Source organism: Vibrio sp. D404a (genome assembly GCF_030248535.1).
Classification (GTDB): Bacteria; Pseudomonadota; Gammaproteobacteria; order Enterobacterales; family Vibrionaceae; genus Vibrio.
The window spans coordinates 20591-47443 of sequence record NZ_JAHGAJ010000017.1 but is presented as its reverse complement, the minus strand read 5'-3'; the positions used below and the strand labels follow the sequence as shown (position 1 = coordinate 47443).

The window sequence follows — 26853 nt, the reverse complement described above, 5'->3', positions numbered from 1 at the left end:
AATTATGAATAAAGTAGTTCTGTCTGCCAATACATCTTGGTATTTGTATAATTTCAGGTCGTCCACGATAAATGCTTTCCAGAAAAATGGTTTTAAAGTTGTTTGCCTATCTCCAGTTGATGGCTACTCTCAGAAACTAGTCGATGAGCTAGGGTGTGAGTGGTTTCATCTTGAAATGGACAACAAAGGCAGCAACCCAATTAAAGACTTGGCATTGGTTTACAGGCTCTTTTGGTTTTATCGTAAAGTTAAACCTGTCGTAGTTTTTAACTTTACGATTAAGAACAATATCTATGGAACTTGGGCGTCTCGGCTTAATGGCGTCAAAGCTATTAATAATGTGTCTGGGCTGGGTACTGCTTTTATTAATAATAATTTAACGTCTAAAGTTGTGAAGTTGCTTTATCGCTTATCCCAACCTTTTGCCAGCAAAGTGTTTTGCCAAAATCCGGAAGATATGGAGGTGTTAATTAGCAATAAACTGGTCCATAAAAATAAATTGACGCTGCTTCCAGGCTCTGGTGTTAATATCTATGATTTTGAACCATCAATAAAAGTAAATCGTGATGTTACTGAGCCCTTCCGGTTTTTATTTGTTGGAAGAATGCTAGGTGATAAAGGGGTTCGTGAGCTTATATCAGCAGCTCATAAACTGGCTGAAAGTGGGTATATATTCACGCTTGATTTGTGTGGTTTTGCGGGGGTGGACAATGCTTCAGCTTTGTCATGTGATGAGCTTAAAGAGTTATCAAAATCCGACTACATCAACTGGATTGGCCCAAGTAACACGATAGCGCAAGTTTATGCAAATGCGGATTGTGTAGTGTTACCTTCTTATCGAGAGGGAATGCCTAGAACACTTTTAGAAGCCGGTGCCATGGGCCTTCCAAGTATAACCACAGATGTACCTGGCTGTAAGCATGTTATTACTCATGGCTTCAACGGCTTATTGTGCAAAGTGAAGTCTTCAGACTCGTTGTATAAAAAAATGGTTACTATGCTTCAGCTGGATGATGAATCATACAGTCGAATGTGTTTAAACAGCCGATCGCGTATTGAGAAAGATTATGATGAACAAATTGTAGTTCAACATGCCTTAGATTCTGTTATGAAAATTTATGAGGCTCATTGACCCTTTAAGTTATGCCCGTTGGGTATATCAGATAGAGGCTTCTAGTCGATGATGACATTTTTCCATATCTATTTGCATAATAAGTGCAGTTCAAAAGATATTGCTAGGTTGCAAATTTGGTTGAATAATAACTGTTGTTAATTTAGTTTCTCATCGCTTTTATTGGGATGGTGAACCATTTACTAGAGATTGTCTTTCTTTGTTTTACAAAGGCGCTTACTTGAGCCAGAACATTCACAATGTTAGTCTGCGACTTGTAGTGTTTTAGAGTCTTAGAACTTAGTTCGCTTATTTGGAGCAAAAGTTTTGCTTGATTGGTTACAGAACCCTGCTGTTCACGTACTTTGCTTATTCGTTGCAACAGTCTTTGGTTTGATACGCTTTCAATCTCATCCGGATAGAGTGTTTGGCGTATTGCTATTGGTGCTTTTTAGTACTTCTCTTGTTACGACGGAGCAAGTTATATTAAGCTTTTCAAATAAAGGCTTACTCACTTTGATACTACTAATGGTTTGTTCTGTAGCGTTAGAAAAAACCAAACTCCTTCGAGTGATTACCAATTATGTAATTGGACCTAATTATCATTCAACATTATTCAGGCTGTTTGGTTTAACTACTTTTTCTTCTGCAATATTGAACAATACAGCAGTAGTTTCAACTATGTTGGCTCCAATCCGTAACAACCCACATCACAAGGCCAGTAAACTGCTTATCCCTCTTTCTTACGCGGCCATACTTGGTGGAACTCTAACCTTAGTCGGAACGTCTACCAATTTGATTGTAAACAGTTTGGTTATTGACTCTGGTTTGCCCAGTTTGATGTTTTTCGACTTTACTGCGGTGGGCTTATGTTTGGTACTTGGCTGCGGAACGCTTTTGTTTGCATTAAGCCCACTATTGCCAGAGTATGATAATACTCAAGTTAAGATTCGTGACTATATTATTGATACTGAGGTCGCTTCAGATTCAGACCTAATAGGAAAGTCTGTAGAACAAAATGGTCTTCGTCACTTGGAATCATTATTCTTGGTGGAAATCTTACGTGATCGACGTTTGATATCCCCAGTGACACCGCAAGAAGTGATACAAACTCATGATCGGTTATTGTTCAGCGGCGATGTTAAAAAGGTTACTACTTTAACTCAGTTCGATGGGTTGTCTTTGTTTGCTTCCGATATCGGCTTACCTCTTGATAACCTCTCTGAAGTTGTAATTCGTCCTGAAAGCCATTTAATAGGAAAAACACTAAAGCATGCAGGTTTTCGCGCTTTGTTTGATGCTGCTGTGGTAGCTATTAAAAGAGATGGAGAGGTGATATCAGGTAAGCTGGGTGATGTAGAACTGCAAGCTGGTGATTATCTAGTGCTCGCGGTGGGGGATGATTATTCTTCTCGTAATAACATCACAAAAAACTTCTTTTTATTGAATGAAGTGGAAACCGAAGGTTGTTTGGACGGGTGGAAAGAAAAGCTAACAATAGGTGGCTTTCTAGGGGCGATTCTACTCGCTGCCGTTGGATTGGTATCGCTATTTAAAGTTATGTTAATTTTACTAGGTTTATTGCTACTGTCTGGCAGTTTGAGTGCAAATGAAGTATTACAACGTATCCCCAAGAATATCTGGCTGATTATTTCGTCGGCGCTGTTGTTATCTCAGGCGCTGTTTAACAGTGGTGCCTTAAACGGCTTAGAAAGGGTAGTTCATTCTTACGACTATTTGTTTACTCCGTTTATTGGACTTTTAGTGGTTTATTTATTGGCGTGGATGATGACGGAATTAGTGACCAATAATGCTGCAGCGGCACTAGTGTTTCCTATAGGTTTAGAGTTAGCCTCTTCGTTGTCGGTCAACCCATATGCATATATTTTAGCTATCGCCTTCGGTGCCAGTGCAAGCTTTATCAGCCCATATGGATACCAAACCAACTTAATGGTATTTAATGCGGGTCAGTATAAACTACAAGATTTTATTAAAGTAGGTGTGCCAGTGTGCCTACTTTATAGCGCAATTGTATTAACTACGATTCCATTTTTTATTGGATTGTAATTTAAGGATTTTTTAGAAATGAATATTTCTCCAGAACGCATGACTCACCTGAAACAGCTAGAGGCTGAGTCGATACATATCATGCGCGAGGTCGCAGCTGAGTTCGATAACCCAGTGATGCTTTATTCAGTTGGTAAAGACTCATCAGTAATGTTGCACCTTGCCAAGAAAGCATTTGCCCCGGGTATTCCACCATTCCCACTGATGCACGTAGACACAACGTGGAAATTTAAAGAGATGATCGCATTTCGCGATTACATGGCGAAGAAATTAGGCATGGAACTCATTGTTCACCAAAACCCTGAAGGCTTAGAGATGAATATAAGCCCTTTTGTTCATGGTAGTTCGGTACATACTGATGTAATGAAAACTCAAGGTTTAAAACAAGCATTGGATAAGCATGGCTTCGATGCTGCTTTTGGTGGTGCTCGCCGAGATGAAGAAAAATCTCGAGCTAAAGAGCGAGTGTACTCCTTCCGTGACGAACACCATCGTTGGGATCCTAAAAACCAACGTCCAGAGCTTTGGAACGTTTATAACGGTAAAGTGAACAAAGGTGAGAGTATTCGTGTTTTCCCACTTTCGAACTGGACTGAACTCGATATCTGGCAATATATTTACCTAGAAAGCATCGAAATTCCAGGGCTGTACTTGTCAGCTAAACGCCCGGTAGTTGAGCGTGATGGTATGTTAATCATGGTGGATGATAAACGTATGGAGTTGAAAGACGGTGAAGTAGTAGAAGAGAAAATGGTTCGCTTCCGTACTTTAGGTTGTTATCCATTAACGGGCGCCGTTGAATCTGAAGCAACAACTCTCCCAGAGATTATTCAAGAAATGCTTCTCACGACGACCTCGGAGCGCCAAGGGCGTGCTATCGATCATGATAGTGCAGGCTCAATGGAGAAGAAAAAGCGTGAAGGGTATTTCTAATGTCGACTCCTTACGAGCGTAAACTGAATGACTCTGTAAGTGATGACGTTGTTTGGCACAATACGTCCGTGACTCATCAAGATCGCGCTCAGTTAAAAGGTCAGAAACCTGCAGTACTTTGGTTTACTGGATTGAGTGGTTCCGGAAAGTCCACGGTCGCTAATGCTGTAGAAAGTAAATTACTAAGTTTGGGAAAGCATAGCTATTTACTTGATGGAGACAACGTTCGTCATGGACTGAATAAAGACTTAGGCTTCAGTGATGCAGATCGTGTTGAAAATATCCGTCGAATCGGCGAAGTAGCTAAGTTGTTTGTTGATTCTGGTTCTCTAGTATTGACTGCGTTTATCTCTCCGTTTATCTCCGATCGAGAACAGGCTCGAGCACTTATGTCTGATGGGCAGTTCCTAGAGGTGTTTATTGATACACCACTTGAGGTTTGTGAACAGCGAGACCCTAAAGGTTTATATAAGAAAGCTCGTTCAGGTGAGATCAAGAACTTTACAGGTATTGACTCTACTTATGAAGCTCCTGTGAATGCCGAGATTCGTATAGAAACAGCACAAAAATCAGTTGAAGATTGTGCTGAAGCAGTAGTCAAAGAGTTACAAAGACTTGGGTATATTTGATGATGCATTACGATGTTTTTAATGGGGATGCTGATGGCATTATCGCCTTATTACAATTGCGAAAAGCCGAACCAAAAAAGTCGAAGCTGATAACCGGTGTGAAGCGAGATATCAAGTTACTACAGCACGTTGCTTTAGAGAGCGACGCTAGTGGTGTCACGGTACTAGATATATCGATGGAAAAGAATATTGACGCTCTATATGACCTTATCGAGCGTGATATCCCACTGTTTTATTGTGACCATCATCGTACTGGTGAAGTCCCTCAAGCGAGTAACTTTACTGCTTTGATTAATTTGGATGCACAGACATGTACCAGTTTATTGATCAATAAACATTTATCAGGGCGTTACGCCACCTGGGCTGTTGTTGGTGCATACGGTGATAATTTGTTTTCAAGCGCAGAGGCGCTCGCAGACGAGCTATCTCTGACAAAACTAGAAAGAGAGTTCCTAAAGGAACTAGGTACATTAATAAACTATAACGGTTATGGTGCCACGATAGCAGATCTCTATATTCCACCGGCAGAGCTTTTTTCAATGCTGATGGAATATCAATCTCCTTTTGATTTGAAAGAGGATTTGTCATCGCCATTCTATGTGCTTAAAACTGGTTATGAAGCTGATAGCGCTAACTTAGCGAAGTTGAGGCCAATTGCCGATAGCGAAATTGCAGAAGTGTACGAGCTACCTTGTGAACCGTGGGCTCGACGTATTAGCGGTGTGTTTGGTAATAATCTAGCAAATCAATCACCAGACAAAGCGCATGCAGTATTAACTTTGAATCAAAACCAGCAAGACTATACGGTTAGCGTTCGAGCTCCATTGAATAATCGAACAGGTGCGGATGAAGTTTGTACTCAGTTTGCTACCGGTGGTGGTCGGAAGGCTGCGGCAGGCATTAATCAACTCCCAAACCAAGAAAAGACAGCATTTATTGAAACGCTTACGCGTTTCTATGCATAGTTAATTTGAAAGGCATACTTACGGAAGCCAACTTAAAAAAGAGCCCCTTTAAAAAGTATGCTGCGTCAGTCAATTTAAGGATTAAACATGTCACATTCATCAGACTTGATTGCTGAAGATATTGAAGCATATCTGAAAGTGCACGAAAATAAGGATCTTCTTCGTTTCCTAACTTGTGGTAACGTTGATGACGGTAAATCTACTCTTATCGGTCGCCTGCTCTATGATAGTAAGCTAATTTACGAAGATCAGATGGCTGCAATCGAAAAGGATTCTCAGAAGTTTAATACTACTGATGAGGCCTTCGATTTAGCATTATTGGTAGATGGCCTTCAATCTGAGCGTGAGCAAGGTATTACTATTGATGTTGCTTACCGTTATTTTTCGACAGATAAGCGTAAGTTTATTATCGCCGATACTCCTGGGCATGAGCAATATACTCGTAATATGGTAACAGGTGCTTCTACTTGTGAACTGGCGATCGTTATGGTTGATGCGCGCTACGGTATTCAAACTCAAACTCGTCGTCATAGCTACATTTGTTCATTACTCGGTATCAAACATATTATTGTTGCTATCAATAAAATGGACTTGATGAATTACAGCCAAACAGTATATCAGAAGATTAAAGCTGATTATCGAGAAATGGCTAAGAGCTTTAATATTGACGATATTCGTTTCGTTCCAATTTCAGCACTTAAGGGCGACAATGTCGTTACACCTAGTGAAAACATGGATTGGTACCCAGGCGCAACGTTGATGAAACTGTTGGAAACGGTAAAGGTCGATCAAGATAAAAACCTTGATCGAATGCGCTTCCCGGTACAATACGTAAACCGTCCAAATTTGGATTTTCGTGGTTTCTGCGGAACACTTGCTTCGGGAACGATTCACCCTGGTGACGAAGTGACTGCACTGCCGTCAGGAAAGTCATCACAAGTGAAATCAATTTACACTCATGACGGTGACTTGGACGTTGCATTCCCTGGACAAGCTATTACGATTACTCTTGAAGATGAGATTGATGTTTCTCGTGGTGATATGATTGTTCATAAAGGCCATGAACCAGCTGTGACTAATAAGTTGGATGCTCATGTGGTTTGGATGGATGAAAATCCACTTCGAACGCATAAAGAGTATACCTTTAAGTTTGCGACAAAGTCTTGTTCTGGACGAGTAACGGATATCGCACATAAAGTTGATGTGAATACTCTAGAGCAGCATGCTCAAGATAGTGACTCACTAGATCTTAATGAAATTGGCTTTATGTCTGTCTCATTAACTGACAAAGTTGCAGTCGATGAGTATAGAGTTTTACCTCAAACAGGTGCATTTATTATCATTGATCGTTTTACCAATGTGACGGTTGGTGCTGGTGTTGTGTACTCGACAGCAGAGTCTCTAGATCAAGCTCGCCAATACAGTCAGTCAGAAAAAGATCTGAATGCGTATGTACGTAAGCACTTCCCTGAGTGGGGATGTATAGAAATTTAGTCTTGGTGAGATTTATTAAAAATGGCCATGTTCATATATCGAACATGGCCATTTTTATTTTAGTGCTATCAGTTACAGAGCTACTGACGTCAGTGGAGCAAGTTTTAATGAACTCTAGAACACTTTTTCTGGTAAATTTCTACAACGCCTTACCCAGCTTGTAATTCGCCAAACATAGCTCATAGCCACTGTGTATCCTAAGAAGCAAAGTATAAATAAAGTAAACATTGTTGATTCAGCGATACCACTCAGCTCACCGTAAATTCCGAATCCCGCAAAGCCTCCAGCAATAGAACAGATAATGGCTAGTGTTTGTTTTGGGGTACACCCTAAACGTTGGAAAATATGGTGTAGATGCTCTCTGTCTGGTTTAAATGGTGAATCTCCACGGCGTATTCTTCTGAACATAATCGCTGTCATGTCCATTAGTGGGATTGCAATCAACCAAAGCGCGGTTACTGGTTTCATAAGTGTATCAGTAGACTGCTGGCTTGCACCTAGTAAAAGCCAAATAACCGTAAAGCCTATCATCATACTTCCCGCATCGCCCATGAAAACTTTACGTTCTCGCCCCAAAATACCTAGGTTCATTAAAATGTAAGGGACAATTGCAGCAATAAAAACGACGCACAGATAAGCAAGCCCATGTTGACTATCAACTTTTAACAAAACTGCGAGAGCGGCAAAAGTCACAATAGCAAGCCCACCTAAAAGGCCATCGATACCATCAACCATGTTAAATGCATTAATAGCACCAATGACAGCTAAGATGGTAACGATTGGGCTCAATATACCTAAATGCATATCACCAAAGCCGAAGATGTTACCAATATTATCTAGTCGGATGTCAGCAAAGTACATCATTGCTATAGATAGGAGGGCTTGAACGACTAATCTAATTTTAAAGCTGATGTCGAATTTATCATCCAATGCACCTACGACAATCAGAATAGCTATACATGAAAGGAATAGGTAACTGTGAGGGATTACATCTGGGTTTGAAGCGATATATTGACCAATTGAAAGGCAAATTGAAATGCCACCAACTAGGGGAATAGCTCCGGTATGTAGCTTACGAGCATTTGGCTTGTCCACTAAGCCAATGGCCTTTGCTACTTTGCGCATCAAGAAAAGTGAGGCAAAAGAGAAAAAGCCAACAAATGAAAGTTCCAAGAACATGATATAACTCTAGCCAGTTTTATTTTTATATCCTAATGCATGAATCATACGCTAAATGACTAGTAATGTACATTTAGTTGATTATAAATTGGGCCAGTTTCGACTTGTTCTTTATTAGTTCTATTTATCATATGCTTTAGACTCTAGTGTTGAAGCTGCTGTACATCCTCTAAAACTAATAATCATTTAAGGCTTTTTACTTTTGCGAAGTTTAATGAGTGGATTGTTTGCCTTTGCAAGCGTTCCATACTAAATCACCAATGCCATCAACAGGGGTGAAACCTGTGGGTGCTTCGAGCAGCAGATTTCGAATTGTGTCATGATCCAAACAATGGCAAGCAGTATCTAAGTGCTCTAAAAGCTGATTGTATTCATCCAAAGGTAAAAAATCCTCATTAGCCGTCATGATTCGTGGATGGGATGTTTTCGCTACGTTATCTCCTATTAACAGTTCTTCGTAGAGCTTTTCTCCAGGGCGCAAGCCAGTACATTTAATCTCAATATCACCATTTGGGTTGTCACTATTTCGAACCTCTAAACCCGATAAGTGAATGAGGTTACGAGCAAGTTCAGCTATTTTCACTGACTCTCCCATGTCCAATACAAACACATCACCACCTTTGCTCATTGCTCCTGCTTGAATCACTAATTGAGCAGCTTCAGGAATCGTCATAAAATAACGGGTTATATGTTTATGAGTTAGTGTGACTGGGCCTCCTTGCGCTATTTGCTTCTTAAACAGAGGGATTACAGATCCTGATGAGCCAAGAACGTTACCAAAACGCACCATACTAAATCGTGTTCCATTCTCTTTTTTACGCTCGATGTCTGCTAGGGCTTGTAAGCCAAGTTCAGCTACTCGTTTTGTCGTCCCCATGATGTTTGTCGGCCGAACAGCTTTGTCTGTTGATATCAAAACAAAGGATTCAACTCCTGCTTCGATTGCAGCTTTTGCTGTATAAACAGTTCCGAAAATGTTGTTACGTACGCCTTCTATCACATTGTGCTCGACCAAGGGTACGTGTTTATAAGCAGCTGCATGAAAAACGGTATTAACTTCAAATGCTTTCATGACTTCGACTGACCTGTTAGGCTGTTGTACTGAGCCTAATAGTGGGACCACGTTTATTAATAGTTGTTCATTCATTATCATCTGCGATAATTCGTGTTCAATCTGATACAAATTAAACTCAGAAACGTCAAACAGGATTAAAGTTCTTGGTTTATTTTGGACGATCTGGCGACAGAGCTCTGAGCCTATAGAACCGCCCGCACCTGTAACCATTACGACCTTGTTTTTAATATTAGCTTCCATGAACTCTGCTTGGGGGGCAACGGCTACGCGACCAAGTAAATCGTCAATCGACACCTCTTTAAGTTGTCCAATAGACAGTTTACCATTCACTAAATCGTCTAAGTTTGGAATAGTTAATACTTCAATATGTAACTTAGCTAAAGATTGAATAATCTTTTTTTTCTGAAGCTGGGAAGCTGAAGGAACAGCCAATAGTATCGTTGATATACCGTGCTTTTTGATTATTTTATCAAGGTACTTAGGCCTATAAACGGTTATACCATGCATGGTTGTCTTGTGCTTTTTCCTGTCGTCATCAATGAAAGCGACAGGATGATAGTCTTTACCTTGGCGTAAAAGGTCTGCGAGTTGTAGGCCTGCCACCCCCGCACCGTAGATCAGGACTTTCTTTTTTTGCTTTACGACTAAATTAGATACTAAAAATCGAACAATTAATCTAGACCCCCCACACAATATGACTAGATAAGTCGTGTATATAACTGGGATAGAGCGAGGCATGTATAGATGGTTAAAGTAAGAAAAGAAAACGATAAAAGCTGCTGATACAATGGCAGAAATAGCGATATTTAATACCGCATGTAAACTTAAATAACGAAGAATTGCACGATATAACCCACTTTTAACAAAGACAACTAGTGTACATGGAACTAAAAATGCGATTAGCTTCCAGTATTCAGTTTGCTGAGTATAAGCTTCAATGTTACCCAAACGTGTTGCAAAAGCACCCCAAAAAGAAAAAATAATAAATATAACATCAACAATGATGCTAACGAGTCGCTTCAGTGGTCTCGGCATAACCCAAATAGGTTGTAAAAATGACATGGTTGTTCTCTCGTTTACTTTACAGCATCACCTTTACCACTGCCCTTTGCAGTAAGCAAAATATATCTGAAATAGTGGATGAGAGTGAGTGTGTCAATCATTTTTTTATCTGTTTTAGCAAGGAGAGCCGGTGTTGACATATCAATACTCTGAATTTGCGCTAAACCGGTGATTCCTGGAAGCACATTGTAAATGCCTAAGGCATCACGTTCTCTAATTAATTCTTTTTGATTAAATAAGTTTGGTCGAGGGCCAACTAAACTCATTTCGCCTTTGAGTACATTTATGAGCTGTGGTAATTCATCAATCTTAGTTTTACGCAAAAAGTGCCCCAATCTTGTGATGGAAGCAGTATTTGCTAAGTGACTAGCAACAGATTGAGTGTCAACAGACATTGTTCGAAACTTAATAAGGTTGAAGGGTTTTTTCTTTCGTCCTACACGCTCTTGAATAAAAATAGGAGAACCGGTGTCGAAAAAACCAACAATCGTAACGATAAGCAATACTGGCCATAACGTTAACAAGCCAAAGAAAGCGGCTAAAAAGTCTAAAATACGTATCATTAGTTACTCGTTAAAATTGAGTGATAGCTTGCTGCATTGTATAAAGAGACCATTCTAGCACTGATTCTCTTTACTGCTAAGAGGCTGATCCTACATAAAGTAATTGGCATAAAATGATATGAGCATTGAATGGTTATAGTATTCGAGTATTTTGATTAACTATTAGTGACCTTGAAGAGCGCCCTATAAGGAAGCTCAGCTTTCTGGGTGAGATGTCCCAAATTACTGGTGAGGTTTAGGTAATTCAGGTAAAATTTTGCTCTCATTATCAGCCTAGAAGTAGGGATTTACTTGCTTTCTAGATTGTAGAGCAAGGCAATTACTATCACCTAAAAGCGAGTACTTAGAGGTTACATACCAATATGTCGAATCGAATATTAGTAACTAATTCTGAGACTTTCGAGTTAAGAGCTTAACGGTAACAAGGAGTGCGGATGTCAAACTTTGCATTGATCACCGCTAGAGGCGGGTCCAAAGGGCTACCTAGAAAAAACATTCTTCCTCTCAATGGTAAACCCGTGATTGCTTGGACAATCGAAGCAGCATTGCAATGTTCGGAAATAGATCAAGTATTTGTTACTACAGAAGATCCAGAGATTAAAGACGTCAGTAGAAAGTACGGTGCAAAAGTCATATGCCGTCCAATGCACCTAGCTAGTGATGAGGCCACGAGTGAAGCGGTTATCGACCACGCAATTCAGGAGCTCCAAAAATTGGAGACGTTTTTGAATATTGTGCTGTTGCAACCTACATCGCCGCTTCGTAACAGTACACATATTTCAGAAGCATTGACCCTTCACGGAAAGTGTAAAGCTAGTTGCACTATTAGCGTTTTTGAGCCGAGTCATAGTCCAGCTAAAGCCTATAAATTGAATGAAAACGGTACTATTAGTGGGCTTTATGGAGCTTCCGCTCCTTATACTAGACGCCAAGACTTACCCAAATCTTATCAACCGAATGGCGCTATCTATATTTTCTCTGCACACAGTTTTAAATTGTGTAATGGAATTCCTAGGGATGGCGTTTTCCCGTATGAAATGTCTGAAAAAGAGTCAGCGGATATTGATAGGCTAGAAGATTTACTAAATATAGAAAGAATTATGGAGAGTAATGATGAGTAACCCAGTTTTTGAAATATCAGGTCGAAAAGTTGGTCTTGATTTTGCCCCGTTGGTGATCGCTGAGATCGGTATTAATCATGAAGGCTCTCTTGAAGTTGCTAAGCAGATGGTTGATGCAGCCCTAGATGGGGGAGCTGAGATCATTAAGCACCAAACCCATGTTGTTGAAGATGAAATGAGTGCAGAAGCAAAAAGTGTGGTTCCTGGCAATGCTGATGTTTCGATTTATGAAATAATGGAGCGATGTGCTCTGAACGAAGAAGATGAAACAGCACTTAAAGACTATGTAGAATCTAAAGGCGCTATCTTTATTAGTACACCATTTTCTCGTGCTGCGGCACTTCGCTTAGAAAGGATGAATGTTCCGGCATATAAGATTGGTTCTGGAGAGTGCAATAATTACCCGTTACTTGAGCTTATCGCAAGTTTTGGCAAGCCAGTTATTCTTAGCACCGGTATGAATGATATCGCTTCAATTGAAAAAGCCGTAAATATATTTAGAAAGCATGAAACAGAATTTTGCTTATTGCATACCACAAACCTATATCCAACACCTGACCACTTAATCCGAATTGGTGCAATGATACAGCTTCAAGAAGCTTTCCCTGACGCAGTCGTAGGGCTTTCAGATCACAGTATTGATAACTTAGCTTGTCTAGGTGCGGTTGCCGCGGGTGCTTCAGTATTAGAGCGTCACTTTACTGATTCGAAAGAGAGACCTGGGCCTGATATTTGTTGCTCTATGGATGCTGAAGAGTGTGCAGAGCTTATCGCTATGTCAGCGCGAATGGCGACGATGCGAGGTGGTAAGAAAGAAGCCGCAAAAGAAGAACAAGTAACGATTGATTTTGCCTATGCTAGCGTAGTTAGTATAAAAGATATTAATGAGGGCGAAGAGCTTACGACGGATAACCTATGGGTGAAAAGACCTGGCACAGGTGACTTTTTAGCCGAAGATTACGAACGCCTATTGGGAAGAAAAGCAAGCACGTTTATTAAAGCAGATACTCAAATTAAGAAAGAGTTTTTATAGAGGTATCACATGGTGAAGAAAATACTATTTCTGACAGGCACTCGAGCAGATTTTGGTAAGCTAAAGAGCCTCATGTTGAAAATAGAAAATTCGGATCAGTTTGAAGCTTATGTATTTGTGACAGGCATGCATCTACTCAAAAAGTATGGTTTTACGGGTAAAGAAGTAGAGAAGTGTGGTTTTGAAAATACCCATAACTTCTTTAATCAGAACCGTTCTGATTCTATGGATAGTGTGTTGGCGAAGACGATCTCTGGTCTGTCGGATTATGCCCGTGAGATCGAGCCAGACATGATTGTTATTCATGGTGATCGCGTAGAGGCGCTCGCAGGTGCTATCGTCGGCTCTCTCAATAATATTCTTGTCTCACATATCGAAGGCGGAGAAGTCTCTGGTACGATAGATGAGTTGATTCGGCATGCTGTGACAAAAATGTCACATCTTCATTTTGTAAGCAATGAGCGCGCGGGTAGTCGACTGATACAGTTGGGGGAATTAGAGTCGACAATCTTCAATATTGGCTCTCCAGATTTAGATATCATGGTATCTGATGAGTTGCCTTCGCTGGATAAGGCGCGTAACCGTTACGATATCCCTTTCGAGGAATATGCGGTCTTCATGTACCACCCAGTTACGACTGAAATCGATAAGATTCGTGAGCACATAAAAGAAACCGTTGATGCCTTGTTGAGCTCAACTTATAACTACATTGTAGTTTACCCTAATAATGATAGCGGCTCCGATATTATCATCGATGAATTGGATAGGCTTAACGGACATGATAGGTTTAGAGTCTTTCCAAGCCTGAGGTTTGAATATTTTTTGACACTTCTCAAGAATAGCCAATTTATGATTGGTAATTCGAGTGCGGGGGTCCGAGAAGTTCCTTTCTACGGCATTCCCTCGATTAACCTCGGCTCAAGACAAAATAATCGAGCGACAGCAAAATCGATAGTTAATTGTCCGGAACGCAGAGACATCATCCTTGAAACTATACAAGTTATAGAGGGTAAAACTTACGATAAGCATGAAGAGTTTGGTTGTGGAAATAGTGACACTAAATTCTACGATATTCTCAGCTCTTCTGACATTTGGAACACTTCGAAGCAGAAGCTGTTCTCAGATATTTCAATAGAAAAGGAATAACATGAAAACAGTACTCATCGCAGGTGCTGGCCAACTGGGCAGTCGTCATTTACAAGCATTGAGTCATCTCGACGTCACTTTCGAGGTGTGGGTATATGATGTTAGTACGAATTCATTGGAAGTCGCGAGAGAGCGTTACCAACAAGTGGCAATAGAAAGCTCCCCTAAGGTGACATTCACCGATGAATTGCCTAAGGCCCTCTCAGTCGATGTTTGTATTATTGCAACAAACTCTGCAATCCGTTATCAATTGATGAAGGATATTCTTGAGAGCAATGATGTGAAGTACATGCTGTTGGAAAAAGTACTGTTTCAGACTCTGAGTGAATTGGAGTCAGCATCACATATGTTGGAACAGTATAATACCAAGGCTTGGGTCAACTGCCCAAGGAGAATGTATACTCTTTACCAAGATTTAAAGGTTCGTTTATCAGGCAAACGTGTAGATATAAAGGTGACAGGCCAAGGGTGGGGACTTGCTTGTAATGCCGTCCATTACATAGATTTGTGGCATTACCTAAACGAGTCTGAGCTACTATTTTCAGCAAGCTTCCTTGATGGCTCCTATGTAGTCGATAGTAAACGAGCAGGGTATAAAGAAGTCATCGGTATTTTCAATGCGAATGCTGAAAATTACCACAGTGCATTAGTGCTTGAGTGTGAAGATGGTGGCAGTGATGGTGTGAGTTTTGAAATTGTACTTGATACAATTGACGAGTCTATAGTAATAAACGAAATTGCTGGCACAATGACTGTGATGAATAAGCACACGCAAGCCACGCAACAGCTTTCTATCTCAACGCCATTTCAAAGTGGGTTAACGCATTTATTTATTCAAAAAGTACTTAGCGATAAATGTCAGTTGACTCCTTATTTAGAATCAAAAAAACATCATCAATTATTACTCAACTCTATTTTCCCTTTATTGAGTCATGAGCTTGCAATTCAAACTGACATCGCTCCAATTACCTAGTTTAAGAATGAGAATGTAAAAATGATAATACTAGTCGGTACTAGCAATATGGCGATTGACTACGCTAAGGTTTTGAAGAAGCAAAACCTTGATTTTATGGTCGTTGGTCGTGGGAAAACGAATGCGGAAAAATTTGAAGAGCTTACAGGTATTAAACCACTCTTAGGTGGCGTTGAAGGTATTGACTGTGATTTTATAGAGAGTCGCTCTATTACCAAAGCAATTGTTGCTACCGGAGTTGAAACTCTTGCTTCTGTTAGCTCCCACCTTATATCAGTTGGTGTTAAAGACCTACTTGTAGAGAAGCCAGGAGCGATTGATGTGGAGCAATTAGAAACGTTACTGAATAAGATGGAAACATTCTATTCTAATATCTATATAGCCTACAATCGACGCTTTTATGCATCAGTAGCTAAAGCTCGAGAAATAATCAGAGAAGACGGTCAGGTAGTAAATTTTCACTTTGAGTTAACGGAATGGGGACATGTAATTAAAGATGTTCAAAAAGATGAGTCAGTAAAAGATAACTGGTTCTTTGCTAATACTACTCATGTTGTGGATCTAGCATTCCATCTTGGTGGTGCACCGAGCCAGTTAGCATCATTTACCACAGGCTCGTCTGAATGGCATGAAAGGTCGTATGTTTACGCTGGTGCTGGAGTGAGTAATAGTGGTGCTCTATTTTCTTATAGTGGGAATTGGGGCGGGCCTGGGCGCTGGAGTGTTGAAGTCTTGACCAGTAAACACCGATTGATTTTTAGGCCTATGGAAAAGCTTCAAATTCAAGAGGTTGGTAGTATAGAGCAAAGATTTGTTGATATTGATGATAGCATTGATATTGAATTTAAGCCTGGTTTATTTAAGCAGGTTGAGGCATTTTTATCCGGCGACGTTGAATATTTGTGTCCTTTGTCCGAGCAGGTAGCTCACGCAAAACTTTATAAGAAAATAGCAAATTACTAGGTTCGTACGTGACAAAGTCTTTTCAATCTGCGGTAAAGTATGGGGTGGCCAATGTGCTCCCCCAGCTTAGTGGTTTCCTACTTCTACCTTTGTATAGTCATTACCTTACTGCTGAGGGTTATGGTGAAATAGCAAAAATAGAGATGGTAAACTTTTTTGTTTCCATCTTTATATTGTTTTCTCTAGATAAGTCAGTTCAAGTTTTCTATTTTGAACAAGAAACACAAAAGAAGAAAAATGTTCTTTTAGATTCACTTCTTGTTACGGTGATTTTACTTGGAGCGTTAATTTCGATATTTATATCAGTTTTTCTGAAAGGCCTTGATATAGGGTTTGCAAGTGATTACTCAGTGTATATTGTGAGTGCTTGTTATTTTAATGCAGTTGTCAATATTAACCTATCAATATTACATATTAAATCTCAAGTAAACCAATATGTAGCAACAATACTATTTAGAACGGTTGTTCAGGTTGTTCTTATTTACTTCTTTCTGGCAACTTTAGACTTGTCCGTTCAAGGCTATTTGTATGCGACATGTATAGCGCCATTTCTTGTTTATATTCCAATTGTTATATCTAAAGCAAAAAAAAGAGTAAAAATAGATAAGTTTATAATATTGAGTTCTTTAAAGTATTCCAGTGCATTTATTCCTATGATGTTAGTGACTTGGGTTAATAATATGTCGGATAGGGCGTTGATCGACTACTTTATTGGTAATGAGGAAGTCGGTTTATATGCTATGTCTTACCGTATGTCTTCTGTGCTTTTAGTCTTTTCTAGTGCTCTTTCGTTAGTTTTTATCCCATATTTTTACAAATTGGCAAACCAACTAGGTAACAGAAGTAAAATTGCATTCACGCTAGAGAAAAATATATATTTGATGATACTTATGTTCTTATCAATATCTCTATTTATTGATGACGTTATTAATATTGTATTGTCAGAGATATATTCAGATATTTATATTTATGTACTGATTCTTTTGAATAGCATGCTGCTTTCTGCTTTAATGTCTATCTCAACAGTTCTTTTTCTTTTGAAAGAAAAACTGACGAAGGATAATCTAGTTGCATGTTTTTATAGTGCTTTATCCAGTATATCTTTTAATTTCTTTTTGATTCCCTTTGTTGGTTTAATTGGTGCTGCCATATCGAACTTGGTATCAAAAATAGTCTTGTTTGGCGCTCAATATAATAGAAGTAAAAAAGGTTACTTTGTGGTTTTACCATGGTGGAGATTTGGATTGACTGTGGTGATTTGTAATTTGCTATCTTTTATTGTTATTTCGTTAGATCTTTCTATTATAATGGAAGTTTTCATTAAATTATCTGTTATACTTGTCGGGGCTCTCCTATTTTTAACTAAATATTATGCAAAAGAACTATCTAATAGGTTAACTGGGGTGTAAATGAAGAAAGATATAATAAGCTTCGATGTAGATGGGATTTTGGTAGATTACCCTAAGTGTTGGCTTAATTATTTAACGATAAAAACAGGTTTGAAGTTTGATTCTGTCGAGTGCGCTAAGTCTAAATTATCTAAAGTACAATACTCACAAATAAAAGACGAATACCGTCTTGGCTGCTATAAGTATCAGCTGGAAATATTTGATGAAATGTTGAAGCTAAATAGTTACCTTTACGAAAAAGGTTATTTAGTGATTATATCTACTTCTAGACCAATCGAAGATAGCCGTTTCCCAAATATGAAATCAAATATGTGTGATTGGTTGCATTCAAAAGGCTTCAAATTCGAACATATAGTACACAAGCCCAAAAATGAAGATTCATACGATTACGACTATGGGAGGATAGCTTTCCATATTGATGATGAATTGAAATATGCTCAAAGATTTGCTAACAATAATGTTAATTGCATACTACTTACTAACACTTCAATATCCAGTAGTAAAATTCGTGTAGTAAAAAGTATTGACGAAGTAGTGATAACCTTAAAGGAAGAATTATAAATGTGTCTTATTAGTATCATTATTCCTGCAAATGAAAGAGCTGAGACCATTGAAAGAGCAATAACATCGGTCTTAAACCAAGGTGTTGGATCTTTCGAAATCATAGTTACTTTGCGTAACGGTGATGAGCGTTCCCGAAGGGTTATGGAAAATAGCGCATTAGTAAATAATGATAAAATAAAGTTCATTTATGTCGATAAGGATATGAACGGAACTGACGATTGGAATGATGGCTTCGAATTTGCGTCGGGTGAATATCTTTTAGTGCTAGAAGGTGATGATTATCTTTTCCCAGGTTGTCTATTGAATTTTTTTGAAAAAGTTGACCAATTTGAAGATCTTGGTATGTATGTCATCAAGAGTGATAAGTATACTTTTTCCAAAGATGGATACCTCACTAATAAGGAGTACCTGAAGTACTATAAGCGACTTATCGAGGTCCCACCACCATCTCAGACAATATTCAAGAATGAAGGGCTATTTTACAATACATTAGATTATAATTATGCTCCTGAAATTGAATTTTATTATCGCTTACTTATTAACTCCAATTTTTCCGTTTTTTTTGATAACAAAGCGATGGTATATCGAGAGCCATCAACAGATATCTTTAAAGGGCAAAAGTGGAAGCATACTAGAGATCAATATTATTTTATAAAAGCTAATGTGGAAGATTATTCACTGAGTGGTCTGATATTGACTCTTTTGGGTTTGAAGCTAAGAAATATAAAAAAGCTATTAGCTTGTTTTAAAAATAATTTTACAGTAGAAAGAAAGTTGTTCGTCGAAACAATTACTTGTATGGTTGATATTAAAATAATATTTAAATGGTTATTCTAATGTATAAATGCAAAGTTTGTGGTTCGCTATCTAATATTAAATATAAAAAGTGTAAAGATATTAACTTTAGTGTTTCAGTTGAATCTTATGACTGGACGTTCTGTGATAACTGTGAATCACTGTCGATTGTCGATGATGGTATTAATCTTGGTAAATACTATAATGATTACTTACCTCATAAAATGAATATTAATTATATTTCTGATTCTCATCAAGTGTTTATTGATAAGATAAGTGAACTATATAGTAAAAATGATTCTTTTTCAGTTATTGATATTGGGTGTGGTTCTGGTGCCTTGTTGTATCATATCGGCCAATCTTTCCCTAAAGCGACTTTGTCGGGTACGGATGTGAATGTTAGTGCAGCAAAGCAAAACAGTGCCCTATTGCCTGAAGTAGAGTTGTTTGAATCGGAGTTGGATACATTAGAAATAGATAGAAATTTTGATGTGATTGTATCATCTCAATTACTTGAGCATTTAGAAGACCCTTGGCAATTCGTCAAATTTATTGATATGCACTCCCACAAATCGACTCATGTGATTATCGATATTCCAAATATTAGTTCGGGAAGTGCTAGATTGTTTGGTAAGAATTGGATTCACTTAGATACACCAAGGCATAGAGTTCTATATACAAAAAAAACGATAGAGATATTATTTAGTCAATTTACTGTTAGGGACTATGTTTATACAGGGAGCAATGTTAGTTATTGGGCATCATTATGGAACCTTTTGAGGCTTTCTAGGAGTGAATCTTTTATGATAAATAAAGTTTTTCGGAAGTCTATTTCAACAATTTTGGATGTTTTTATTAATCCGGATGATAAAGTTAATTTCACATTGACTATTAAACGATAATGATGGATGACATTGTTTTATGAAAAATGTGCATCTATGCATAACTTATGCTCATCTATTACTAGCTCTGTCCGAAACAATACGTGATGGCGATATAGAACATGTCATTTTTATGCCTATTGACTTTCAATATGTTAGTCCAAGGTTAAGAAGAAGATTGAAAGAGAGCTTTCCTAATATTAGGTTTGTTTTTATTAAAGAAGCCTATTTTATTCGTTCTTTTTCAGGGGGAGGAGCCTTTTTACCAGGAGTTATCCGAAGAAATATATCTTTCAAGAAAGGATATATTATTACTCCGTTTACTTGGAAATTATATAATTACTTCGATCAATCTTTTGATAAATTTTATTGCTATCATTCAGGGCCGTTCTTAGCAAAGGTTTTAGCTGGGCATAGTCAAAATACGACTCTACGTGTTGATGGTTTTGCGAGCTATCAATTTCAAAAAGTAACGTTTCTGAAAGGAATGGTCCGATTAGTATTTGGGCTATCCCCTAAGCGTCAAATCTGGGGAGAAGAAAAGTGGGTCGACGCTGTAGAAGCTCCTGAGCCTGATATGATTCCTTGCTCTTTAGTACGTCAAAAGACACGACAAGTTTTTGATGTGTTTAATATCCTGCGTGAGGAAACTATCAAATCTAAACTTATGTGGTGTTTTGGCGTTTCGGAGACTTATTACTCAAAAGCAAATCAACAAGCTCTTTTATTAACACAGCCTATCAGTGAGGCGGGTTTATGTTCTTTAGAGTTCAAACATGCCCTTTATCAATCATTGTTAGAAAAGCTGAAGAATAAGGGATTAGATGTTATTGTTAAACGCCATCCTAAAGAAATAGATGTAATGCCTTTAGGGTGTCCGGAGCTACCGTTGGATTTCCCAGTTGAACTTCTGCATTTACTAGGTGTTCGATTTAAAGTGGGAGTTGCGCTAAATACTGCAGCACTAAACACCAATACCCCCATTGCACAACAGCATATGCAGCTTATACCATTGGAGCATTTCTATGCTCATTGCACGAGCATGTGGAATGATTTAATTGCTAAAAAACTAAAGATGCTAAATTAACCCTACTTTAAAGATATTATGAGTATAGACATTGAGATACTAATGGCGACAATGCATAGAGAGAACCTGGCATCTTTTCCATTATCTGAAAAAAACATCGAATCCTCACTTTTGATTGTTAACCAAGCTGATCATGAGTCAATAGAGACAAACGGCTCAGTAAGGATGCTCTCCAATACAGAACGGGGTAGTTCATTAAGTAGAAACTTGGCTATTGAGAATGCTATTGGGGACATCTGTGTTATTGCCGATGATGATGTGAGCTATCTTGATGGGTATGAACAAGTTATTCTCGATGCTTACTCTCGTTACCCTGATGCTGACTTAATAACATTTCAGATACAAACTACAGAAGGTAAGCCTTTTAAGGATGGTTATATCAACAGAGAGATGGTTCATAACGAGCTTTCTATTCTAAAGTGTGCATCTATTGAGATTACTTTTCGCAGGGAGGCCATAAAGAAATCAGGGTTACTGTTAGATAAAGAGTTTGGTCTAGGTAGTAAGTATCGTGTACATGATGAAATCATTTTTTTAAAAGATGCGCTAGATGCTGGTCTTAAATGCGTTTATATCCCAACCCCAATAGTCATTCATCCACCAGAGAGTTCGGGTACTGACATTACATATGAACTATTGTATTCGAAAGGGGCCGCTTTCTATCGTTTATTTGGAGTCAGGGGTTACTTATTCGATATTGCATTTACAATTAAGAAGTATCAACTCATCAAGCATCGGTTTAGTTTTTTTTCTAGTTTAAGAATAATGCTAAAGGGAACTTTTGAATATAGCAGAGAGCATAAGAAATGAATAAAGTTAAGTACTTAATCGTAGGTGGGGGTGTTTCAGGCCTAGCTTTTGCCAATTTTGTTGATAGCGAAGACTATTTGATTATTGAGAAAGAGGCTGAGCTTGGAGGTTTTTGTCGCACTATCTATCAAGATGGCTTTGTTTGGGATTATGCTGGTCACTTTTTTCATTTTGCTACAAAAGAGCTGAAAGATTTTTTCCAGGATAAGATCTCTAGTGAGCAACTAGTAGAGAGGGATAAAGTAACTAAAGTTTACTTTGACGATCAGTTTGTTGATTTTCCATTTCAAGCCAATATTCATCAATTGAAAAAGGAAAGATTACTTAACTGCTTATATGATCTTTATTTTCGAGAAGAAAAAGATGAATATTCTTCTTTTTTAGATATGCTGTATTCAAAGTTTGGAAAATCAATTACTGAATATTTTTTGAAGCCATACAACGAAAAGCTTTATGCATGCGATCTGGATACGTTAGACGTAGATGCTATGGGACGCTTTTTCCCTTACGCAAACTTAGATCAGGTTATAGGATCTTTTAAGGCTCAGTCAGTTGCGAGTTATAACGCCCACTTTCTTTATCCAAAAAAAGGAGCAAAGGTTTTCGTTGATGCTTTAGCTGAAGATATTAAAGAAGATCGGATTTTACTTAATGAGCCTATTGTTTCTATTGACGCAATCAGTAAAAAAGTCGTGACTGATAAACGTACTATTGAATTTGATTACTTGATAAATAGTGCTCCTCTAAATCGTTTCCTTCCAATGTTTTCAAGTCACGACTTTACTAGCGAGCAGAAGTCCCTGTCTTACAATAAGGTTTTGGTATTGAACTTAGGTTTCGATAAGAAATCTCCTTATGAAGACCTGCACTGGTTATATTTTCCTCAAAAAGACATTAACTTTTATCGCGTTGGCTTCTATGACAACATTCTCAAATCAGACAAACTGAGCATGTATGTAGAAGTTGGTTATGCACCAGAAGATAGTGTTGATATTGAGAAGCAACTTTCACAAACTTTGGAAGGTCTACGTTGCACTGGAATTATCACAGATCATAAACTTGAGTCCTATTGTACTTTGGTCATGGACCCTGCCTATGTGCATGTAAGTCAGTCATCGAATAATACTAAATCAAAAGTGTTCACGGAGTTGAGTAAGCACAACATTTACTCTATTGGTCGATATGGTGACTGGAAGTACTGCTCGATAGAAGACTCAATGCAAGATGCGGTTAAGTTAGCTAAGGAAATTAGTTGATGGGAAGCTCACCTTTGGTGTCTGTTGTTATGCCAGCATACAATAGTGCCCAATCAATATTGGCTTCGGTTTACTCTGTACTGAACCAAACATATCAGAATATCGAGCTTATTATTGTAGATGACTGTTCTACAGACGGTACTCTTGATGTTCTGGAGAGTATCGTTGACCCTCGTGTCAAAGTGTATAAGCTTATCACGAACTCAGGGTCACCAGCTGCTCCTCGAAATAAAGCGCTAGAGCTGGCTACAGGGCAGTATATTTCATTTCTAGATTCTGATGATTTGTGGAAGCCTGAAAAAGTGCAGCGTCAGTTGGCCTTTATGCAGGAGTCCGGTAGTCTTTTTGCTTGTACTGCTTATCGTGTTATTGACTCCAGAGGGGTACAGGTTGCGAGTTACTCTCCGCCGGAAAAAGTGGGGTATAAACAATTATTGTCAAATAATTCAGTGGGTTGCTTGACAGCTATGCTCCATAAAAGCTTACTTGAAGACCGTTCATTCCCTAAATGCGGACATGAAGATTTCGCTCTTTGGTTAAGTATTTTAAAGGATGGGAATTTTGTGGATGGAATTAATGAAAACTTAGCCACCTACCGTTTAGTTAATGGCTCTGTAAGTTCTAACAAGTTTAAATTGATTAGCTTCTTTTGGAATATTTATAGAAATGAGCAAGGCTTCTCATGGTTGAAGAGCCTTTACTACTGCATCAAATATTTAATAAACGTAGTGTGGTTTAAATATAAATGAAAACTTTACTGACAGGAGCTACAGGGTTTATTGGACGAGAGCTTATTGTTCAGGGCAAGCTAGATTACCGCTGTGTTGTTAGATCTAGTAGCGAAGACTTTTCAGACGCTGTGGTACTGAATATTGAAAGTAACACTGGTTGGTCAAAGGCTCTAGATGGATGCAATACTATTATTCACTTAGCCGGTCTTGCTCATAATAAAGCTGTAAATAATGAAGAACTTCGTAATGTTAACCTTGATGGTACGATCAAGTTAGCTCGAGATGCTGCTGCAGTAGGTATTAAACGTTTTGTATTCGTTAGTTCTATAGGCGTTAATGGGGCGTCTACTCGTGGTGGAGCAACTTTTAAGATAGATTCAGAAGTGTCACCTGATAATGAGTATACAAACTCCAAATATGAAGCTGAGCTAGCGCTGCAACAAATAGCGAATGAAACCGGGATGGAGGTGGTGATTGTGCGTCCGACCTTAGTTTATGGTCCTAACGCTCCTGGGAATTTTGGGCTTCTATCCAGATTAGTAGCGAAGTCGCCATTGTTACCATTTAGATGTGCAAATAACCGTCGTGATTTCATTTCTGTTCATAACCTAGCTGACTTACTCGTTTGCTGTGCCACACATGAGAAAGCCGCGAACAAAGTATTTTTGGCTAGTGAAGGTGAAACCGTATCTATACGTCAGTTTACTGACTCAATCGCTCAAGGTTTGGGAAAGAGAGTACTTCAAATGCCTATACCGGTTTTTGCTTTCCGATTACTAGGGAAATTAACAGGTAAGTCTATGATGATAGAACAGCTTTTTGGTGATCTTGAAGTAGATGCTTCGACACTAGATACAGCCTTAGGTTGGCATCCGCCATGGACGATGGCGCAAAGTATGGCCAAACTTGATAAGAGTAAGTTCTGATTTTGATGTCTATTTAATATGTATGATTATTGGTTTTAATTGCTTGACTTACCGTATTTGCGATAAGTGATTGGAACTCATACATATTAAAAATATTAGAGAGTGATTTTTAATTACCGATTAAAATGATAGCGTTCAGTGTGTTCGCTATATTGTTCGCATCTTGTAAAAATGTGAGCACAAGATACAAATTAGCTTTATGATGCCCAAGGCTGCTTGTATCTTAGATACATATTTTTGACTTAGACGTTATCCAAGGAGGAGGCAGGGGGAGCTCCTCACACTTGAAACAAGAATTATTCATACCTAGCTTCTTCTCACTATTGTGAAAGTTCTTATAGCTTCGTTCTGTCCTTCAAAAGAAGCTTTTTTTCAGCTCTGATCCTCCTACCTGCTACCTTTCTTGATCTTCCACTACAGTTTTGACTGTAAACTGTAGTAAAATTACGCTAATTTGTTTTTATACCGATTTATTTTGAATTGAACGAGGTCAGTCCTATGTCAGCTAAGAAGCCTATGGCTCTAGTGATTCTTGACGGTTACGGTCACCGTGAAGACACAGCAAACAACGCAATCGCGAATGCAAAAACTCCATTTATCGATAGCCTGTTTGCTAACAAACCAAACACACTAATCTCTGCTTCTGGTATGGACGTAGGCCTACCTGACGGTCAAATGGGTAACTCAGAAGTTGGTCACACTAACATTGGTGCTGGTCGCGTTGTATACCAAGACCTAACTCGTATCACTAAATCTATCGCTGATGGTGAGTTCGCTGAAACGCCAGCGCTAGTAGAAGCTATCGACTCTGCGGTCAAGGCTGAGAAAGCAGTACACATCATGGGTCTTATGTCTCCAGGTGGCGTACACTCTCACGAAGACCACATCTACGCAGCAGTTGAAATGGCTGCAGCACGTGGCGCTGAGAAGATCTACCTACACTGCTTCCTAGACGGCCGTGACACACCGCCACGTAGCGCAGAAAACTCTCTACAACGTTTCCAAGACCTATTCGCTAAACTAGGCAAAGGTCGTGTGGCTTCTCTAGTAGGTCGTTACTACGCAATGGACCGTGACAACAACTGGGATCGCGTTCAAGTAGCTTACGATCTTCTAACGCTAGGTAAAGCTGAGTTCACGGCAGAGTCTGCAGTAGCTGGTCTAGAAGCGGCGTACGCTCGTGACGAGAACGATGAATTCGTTAAAGCAACGGCTATCAAAGCTGAAGGTCAAGAAGACGCAGTTATCGTAGACGGCGACGCAGTTATCTTCATGAACTACCGTGCTGACCGTGCACGTCAAATCACTCGTACTTTTGTACCTGATTTCGACGGCTTCGAGCGCGCTGTATTCCCAGCAATCAACTTCGTAATGCTAACGCAATACGCAGCTGACATCCCACTAGCTATCGCATTCCCACCAGCATCTCTAGAGAACACATACGGTGAGTGGCTATCTAAGCAAGGTCAAACTCAGCTACGTATCTCTGAAACTGAGAAATACGCGCACGTTACATTCTTCTTCAACGGTGGTGTTGAGAACGAATTTGAAGGTGAAGAGCGTCAGCTAGTTGCTTCTCCAAAAGTTGCGACTTACGACCTACAACCAGAAATGAGCTCTGCTGAGCTAACTGAGAAGATGGTTGCGGCTATCAAGTCTGGTAAGTACGACACTATCATCTGTAACTACCCGAACCCAGATATGGTTGGTCACACTGGCGTTTACGAAGCTGCAGAAAAAGCTATCGAAGCAATGGACGAGTGTGTTGCTAAAGTAACAGCAGCTATCGAAGAAGTAGGTGGTCAAATGCTGATCACTGCTGACCACGGTAACGCAGAAATGATGGTAGACCCAGAGACAGGCGGTATCCACACTGCTCACACTAACCTACCAGTACCACTAATCTATGTTGGCGACAAAGAAGTTGAGTTCAAAGAAGGTGGTAAACTGTCTGACCTAGCGCCAACTATGCTTTCTCTAGTAGGTCTAGAAATCCCATCAGAGATGACGGGTGAAGTTCTGGTTAAGTAGCTTTCGAGTTATTGAACAGTACTCAAGATACTGAAAGCCCGCACCTTGT

General features: G+C 39.0%; 24 protein-coding genes. 21 read left to right on the top strand and 3 right to left on the bottom strand.

Annotated features, from left to right (window positions below; genetic code table 11):
• Window positions 1–4: 4 nt before the first annotated feature.
• The 6 genes from KI655_RS10445 (at window position 5) to cysN (ending at window position 7199) form a co-directional block, all read left to right on the top strand.
• Complete coding sequence (locus tag KI655_RS10445; protein WP_285404463.1) at window positions 5–1132, top strand: glycosyltransferase family 4 protein; 1128 nt, start codon at window positions 5–7, stop codon at window positions 1130–1132.
• A gap of 306 nt (window positions 1133–1438) precedes the next feature.
• The gene (locus KI655_RS10440) at window positions 1439–3178 is read left to right on the top strand and encodes an SLC13 family permease (RefSeq protein ID WP_285404461.1); all 1740 of its coding nucleotides are present in this window, start codon (window positions 1439–1441) and stop codon (window positions 3176–3178) included.
• A gap of 18 nt (window positions 3179–3196) precedes the next feature.
• Entirely contained in the window at window positions 3197–4111 is a 915-nt protein-coding gene (cysD, locus tag KI655_RS10435) for a sulfate adenylyltransferase subunit CysD (protein WP_306416255.1), read from the top strand.
• A complete protein-coding gene (gene cysC, locus KI655_RS10430) occupies window positions 4111–4740 on the top strand; it encodes an adenylyl-sulfate kinase (protein ID WP_285404459.1) in 630 nt (209 codons plus the stop codon). The genes cysD and cysC overlap by 1 nt, the downstream gene beginning before the upstream one ends.
• Window positions 4741–4742: 2 nt before the next feature.
• Window positions 4743–5705 carry a DHH family phosphoesterase gene (locus KI655_RS10425; protein WP_285404889.1) on the top strand — a complete coding sequence of 321 codons (963 nt, stop codon included), beginning with the start codon at window positions 4743–4745 and terminating at the stop codon, window positions 5703–5705.
• 87 nt (window positions 5706–5792) lie between these two features.
• Entirely contained in the window at window positions 5793–7199 is a 1407-nt protein-coding gene (cysN, locus tag KI655_RS10420) for a sulfate adenylyltransferase subunit CysN (RefSeq protein ID WP_285404457.1), read from the top strand.
• Window positions 7200–7313: 114 nt separating this feature from the next.
• Here the strand turns inward: cysN and wecA are convergent, their stop codons facing one another.
• The 3 genes from wecA to KI655_RS10405 all read right to left on the bottom strand — a co-directional run bounded on the left by wecA (window position 7314) and on the right by KI655_RS10405 (window position 11078).
• Window positions 7314–8378 carry a UDP-N-acetylglucosamine--undecaprenyl-phosphate N-acetylglucosaminephosphotransferase gene (gene wecA, locus KI655_RS10415; RefSeq protein WP_285404455.1) on the bottom strand — a complete coding sequence of 355 codons (1065 nt, stop codon included), beginning with the start codon at window positions 8376–8378 and terminating at the stop codon, window positions 7314–7316.
• A gap of 211 nt (window positions 8379–8589) precedes the next feature.
• Window positions 8590–10515, bottom strand: coding sequence for a nucleoside-diphosphate sugar epimerase/dehydratase (locus KI655_RS10410; RefSeq protein ID WP_285404453.1), 1926 nt, complete (start codon window positions 10513–10515; stop codon window positions 8590–8592).
• Between the two features lie 14 nt (window positions 10516–10529).
• The gene (locus tag KI655_RS10405) at window positions 10530–11078 is read right to left on the bottom strand and encodes a sugar transferase (protein WP_285404450.1); all 549 of its coding nucleotides are present in this window, start codon (window positions 11076–11078) and stop codon (window positions 10530–10532) included.
• Between the two features lie 434 nt (window positions 11079–11512).
• Here KI655_RS10405 and KI655_RS10400 point away from each other — a divergent pair, with 434 nt between their 5' ends.
• From KI655_RS10400 to gpmM, 15 genes are all read left to right on the top strand, one after another.
• Window positions 11513–12199: a cytidylyltransferase domain-containing protein gene (locus KI655_RS10400; protein ID WP_285404448.1), complete on the top strand. Its 687-nt coding sequence runs from the start codon at window positions 11513–11515 to the stop codon at window positions 12197–12199.
• Window positions 12192–13232 carry an N-acetylneuraminate synthase family protein gene (locus tag KI655_RS10395; protein ID WP_285404446.1) on the top strand — a complete coding sequence of 347 codons (1041 nt, stop codon included), beginning with the start codon at window positions 12192–12194 and terminating at the stop codon, window positions 13230–13232. The genes KI655_RS10400 and KI655_RS10395 overlap by 8 nt, the downstream gene beginning before the upstream one ends.
• Before the next feature lie 9 nt (window positions 13233–13241).
• Window positions 13242–14378 (top strand): UDP-N-acetylglucosamine 2-epimerase, encoded by a 1137-nt coding sequence (neuC, locus tag KI655_RS10390; RefSeq protein WP_285404444.1) that lies wholly within the window; start codon window positions 13242–13244, stop codon window positions 14376–14378.
• 1 nt (window position 14379) lies between these two features.
• Window positions 14380–15351 carry a Gfo/Idh/MocA family oxidoreductase gene (locus KI655_RS10385; RefSeq protein ID WP_285404442.1) on the top strand — a complete coding sequence of 324 codons (972 nt, stop codon included), beginning with the start codon at window positions 14380–14382 and terminating at the stop codon, window positions 15349–15351.
• Window positions 15352–15399: 48 nt separating this feature from the next.
• Window positions 15400–16314 (top strand): gfo/Idh/MocA family oxidoreductase, encoded by a 915-nt coding sequence (locus KI655_RS10380; RefSeq protein ID WP_285404440.1) that lies wholly within the window; start codon window positions 15400–15402, stop codon window positions 16312–16314.
• An 8-nt stretch (window positions 16315–16322) separates the two neighbouring features.
• Entirely contained in the window at window positions 16323–17723 is a 1401-nt protein-coding gene (locus tag KI655_RS10375; protein ID WP_285404439.1) for an oligosaccharide flippase family protein, read from the top strand.
• Window positions 17724–18284 carry a hypothetical protein gene (locus KI655_RS10370; protein WP_285404437.1) on the top strand — a complete coding sequence of 187 codons (561 nt, stop codon included), beginning with the start codon at window positions 17724–17726 and terminating at the stop codon, window positions 18282–18284.
• On the top strand, window positions 18285–19124 hold the full coding sequence (locus KI655_RS10365) for a glycosyltransferase (RefSeq protein WP_285404435.1): 840 nt from the start codon (window positions 18285–18287) through the stop codon (window positions 19122–19124).
• On the top strand, window positions 19124–19984 hold the full coding sequence (locus tag KI655_RS10360; RefSeq protein WP_285404434.1) for a trans-aconitate 2-methyltransferase: 861 nt from the start codon (window positions 19124–19126) through the stop codon (window positions 19982–19984). Before KI655_RS10365 ends, KI655_RS10360 begins: the two co-directional genes overlap by 1 nt.
• 19 nt (window positions 19985–20003) lie before the next feature.
• A complete protein-coding gene (locus KI655_RS10355) occupies window positions 20004–21050 on the top strand; it encodes a polysialyltransferase family glycosyltransferase (RefSeq protein WP_285404432.1) in 1047 nt (348 codons plus the stop codon).
• A gap of 42 nt (window positions 21051–21092) precedes the next feature.
• A complete protein-coding gene (locus KI655_RS10350; protein ID WP_285404430.1) occupies window positions 21093–21860 on the top strand; it encodes a glycosyltransferase family 2 protein in 768 nt (255 codons plus the stop codon).
• Window positions 21857–23116: an NAD(P)/FAD-dependent oxidoreductase gene (locus tag KI655_RS10345; RefSeq protein ID WP_285404429.1), complete on the top strand. Its 1260-nt coding sequence runs from the start codon at window positions 21857–21859 to the stop codon at window positions 23114–23116. Before KI655_RS10350 ends, KI655_RS10345 begins: the two co-directional genes overlap by 4 nt.
• Window positions 23116–23865, top strand: a complete 750-nt coding sequence (locus KI655_RS10340; RefSeq protein ID WP_285404427.1) for a glycosyltransferase family 2 protein — start codon at window positions 23116–23118, stop codon at window positions 23863–23865. The genes KI655_RS10345 and KI655_RS10340 overlap by 1 nt, the downstream gene beginning before the upstream one ends.
• Entirely contained in the window at window positions 23862–24773 is a 912-nt protein-coding gene (locus tag KI655_RS10335; protein ID WP_285404425.1) for an NAD-dependent epimerase/dehydratase family protein, read from the top strand. Before KI655_RS10340 ends, KI655_RS10335 begins: the two co-directional genes overlap by 4 nt.
• Window positions 24774–25271: 498 nt before the next feature.
• A complete protein-coding gene (gene gpmM / locus KI655_RS10330) occupies window positions 25272–26804 on the top strand; it encodes a 2,3-bisphosphoglycerate-independent phosphoglycerate mutase (protein WP_285404424.1) in 1533 nt (510 codons plus the stop codon).
• The last annotated feature ends 49 nt before the right edge of the window (window positions 26805–26853 follow it).

Excerpts from the sequence above, each read along its gene's own strand:
- cysD (WP_306416255.1), top strand. The coding sequence starts at position 3,197 with ATGAATATTTCTCCAGAACGCATGACTCACCTGAAACAGCTAGAGGCT.
- KI655_RS10380 (WP_285404440.1), top strand. The coding sequence starts at position 15,400 with ATGGCGATTGACTACGCTAAGGTTTTGAAGAAGCAAAACCTTGATTTT.
- KI655_RS10400 (WP_285404448.1), top strand. The coding sequence starts at position 11,513 with ATGTCAAACTTTGCATTGATCACCGCTAGAGGCGGGTCCAAAGGGCTA.
- KI655_RS10410 (WP_285404453.1), bottom strand. The coding sequence starts at position 10,515 with ATGTCATTTTTACAACCTATTTGGGTTATGCCGAGACCACTGAAGCGA.
- neuC (WP_285404444.1), top strand. The coding sequence starts at position 13,242 with ATGGTGAAGAAAATACTATTTCTGACAGGCACTCGAGCAGATTTTGGT.
- KI655_RS10405 (WP_285404450.1), bottom strand. The coding sequence starts at position 11,078 with ATGATACGTATTTTAGACTTTTTAGCCGCTTTCTTTGGCTTGTTAACG.
- KI655_RS10425 (WP_285404889.1), top strand. The coding sequence starts at position 4,743 with ATGCATTACGATGTTTTTAATGGGGATGCTGATGGCATTATCGCCTTA.
- cysN (WP_285404457.1), top strand. The coding sequence starts at position 5,793 with ATGTCACATTCATCAGACTTGATTGCTGAAGATATTGAAGCATATCTG.
- gpmM (WP_285404424.1), top strand. The coding sequence starts at position 25,272 with ATGTCAGCTAAGAAGCCTATGGCTCTAGTGATTCTTGACGGTTACGGT.
- KI655_RS10335 (WP_285404425.1), top strand. The coding sequence starts at position 23,862 with ATGAAAACTTTACTGACAGGAGCTACAGGGTTTATTGGACGAGAGCTT.
- KI655_RS10345 (WP_285404429.1), top strand. The coding sequence starts at position 21,857 with ATGAATAAAGTTAAGTACTTAATCGTAGGTGGGGGTGTTTCAGGCCTA.
- wecA (WP_285404455.1), bottom strand. The coding sequence starts at position 8,378 with ATGTTCTTGGAACTTTCATTTGTTGGCTTTTTCTCTTTTGCCTCACTT.
- KI655_RS10360 (WP_285404434.1), top strand. The coding sequence starts at position 19,124 with ATGTATAAATGCAAAGTTTGTGGTTCGCTATCTAATATTAAATATAAA.
- KI655_RS10395 (WP_285404446.1), top strand. The coding sequence starts at position 12,192 with ATGAGTAACCCAGTTTTTGAAATATCAGGTCGAAAAGTTGGTCTTGAT.
- KI655_RS10385 (WP_285404442.1), top strand. The coding sequence starts at position 14,380 with ATGAAAACAGTACTCATCGCAGGTGCTGGCCAACTGGGCAGTCGTCAT.
- KI655_RS10340 (WP_285404427.1), top strand. The coding sequence starts at position 23,116 with ATGGGAAGCTCACCTTTGGTGTCTGTTGTTATGCCAGCATACAATAGT.
- KI655_RS10350 (WP_285404430.1), top strand. The coding sequence starts at position 21,093 with ATGGCGACAATGCATAGAGAGAACCTGGCATCTTTTCCATTATCTGAA.
- KI655_RS10365 (WP_285404435.1), top strand. The coding sequence starts at position 18,285 with ATGTGTCTTATTAGTATCATTATTCCTGCAAATGAAAGAGCTGAGACC.
- KI655_RS10370 (WP_285404437.1), top strand. The coding sequence starts at position 17,724 with ATGAAGAAAGATATAATAAGCTTCGATGTAGATGGGATTTTGGTAGAT.
- cysC (WP_285404459.1), top strand. The coding sequence starts at position 4,111 with ATGTCGACTCCTTACGAGCGTAAACTGAATGACTCTGTAAGTGATGAC.
- KI655_RS10445 (WP_285404463.1), top strand. The coding sequence starts at position 5 with ATGAATAAAGTAGTTCTGTCTGCCAATACATCTTGGTATTTGTATAAT.
- KI655_RS10355 (WP_285404432.1), top strand. The coding sequence starts at position 20,004 with ATGAAAAATGTGCATCTATGCATAACTTATGCTCATCTATTACTAGCT.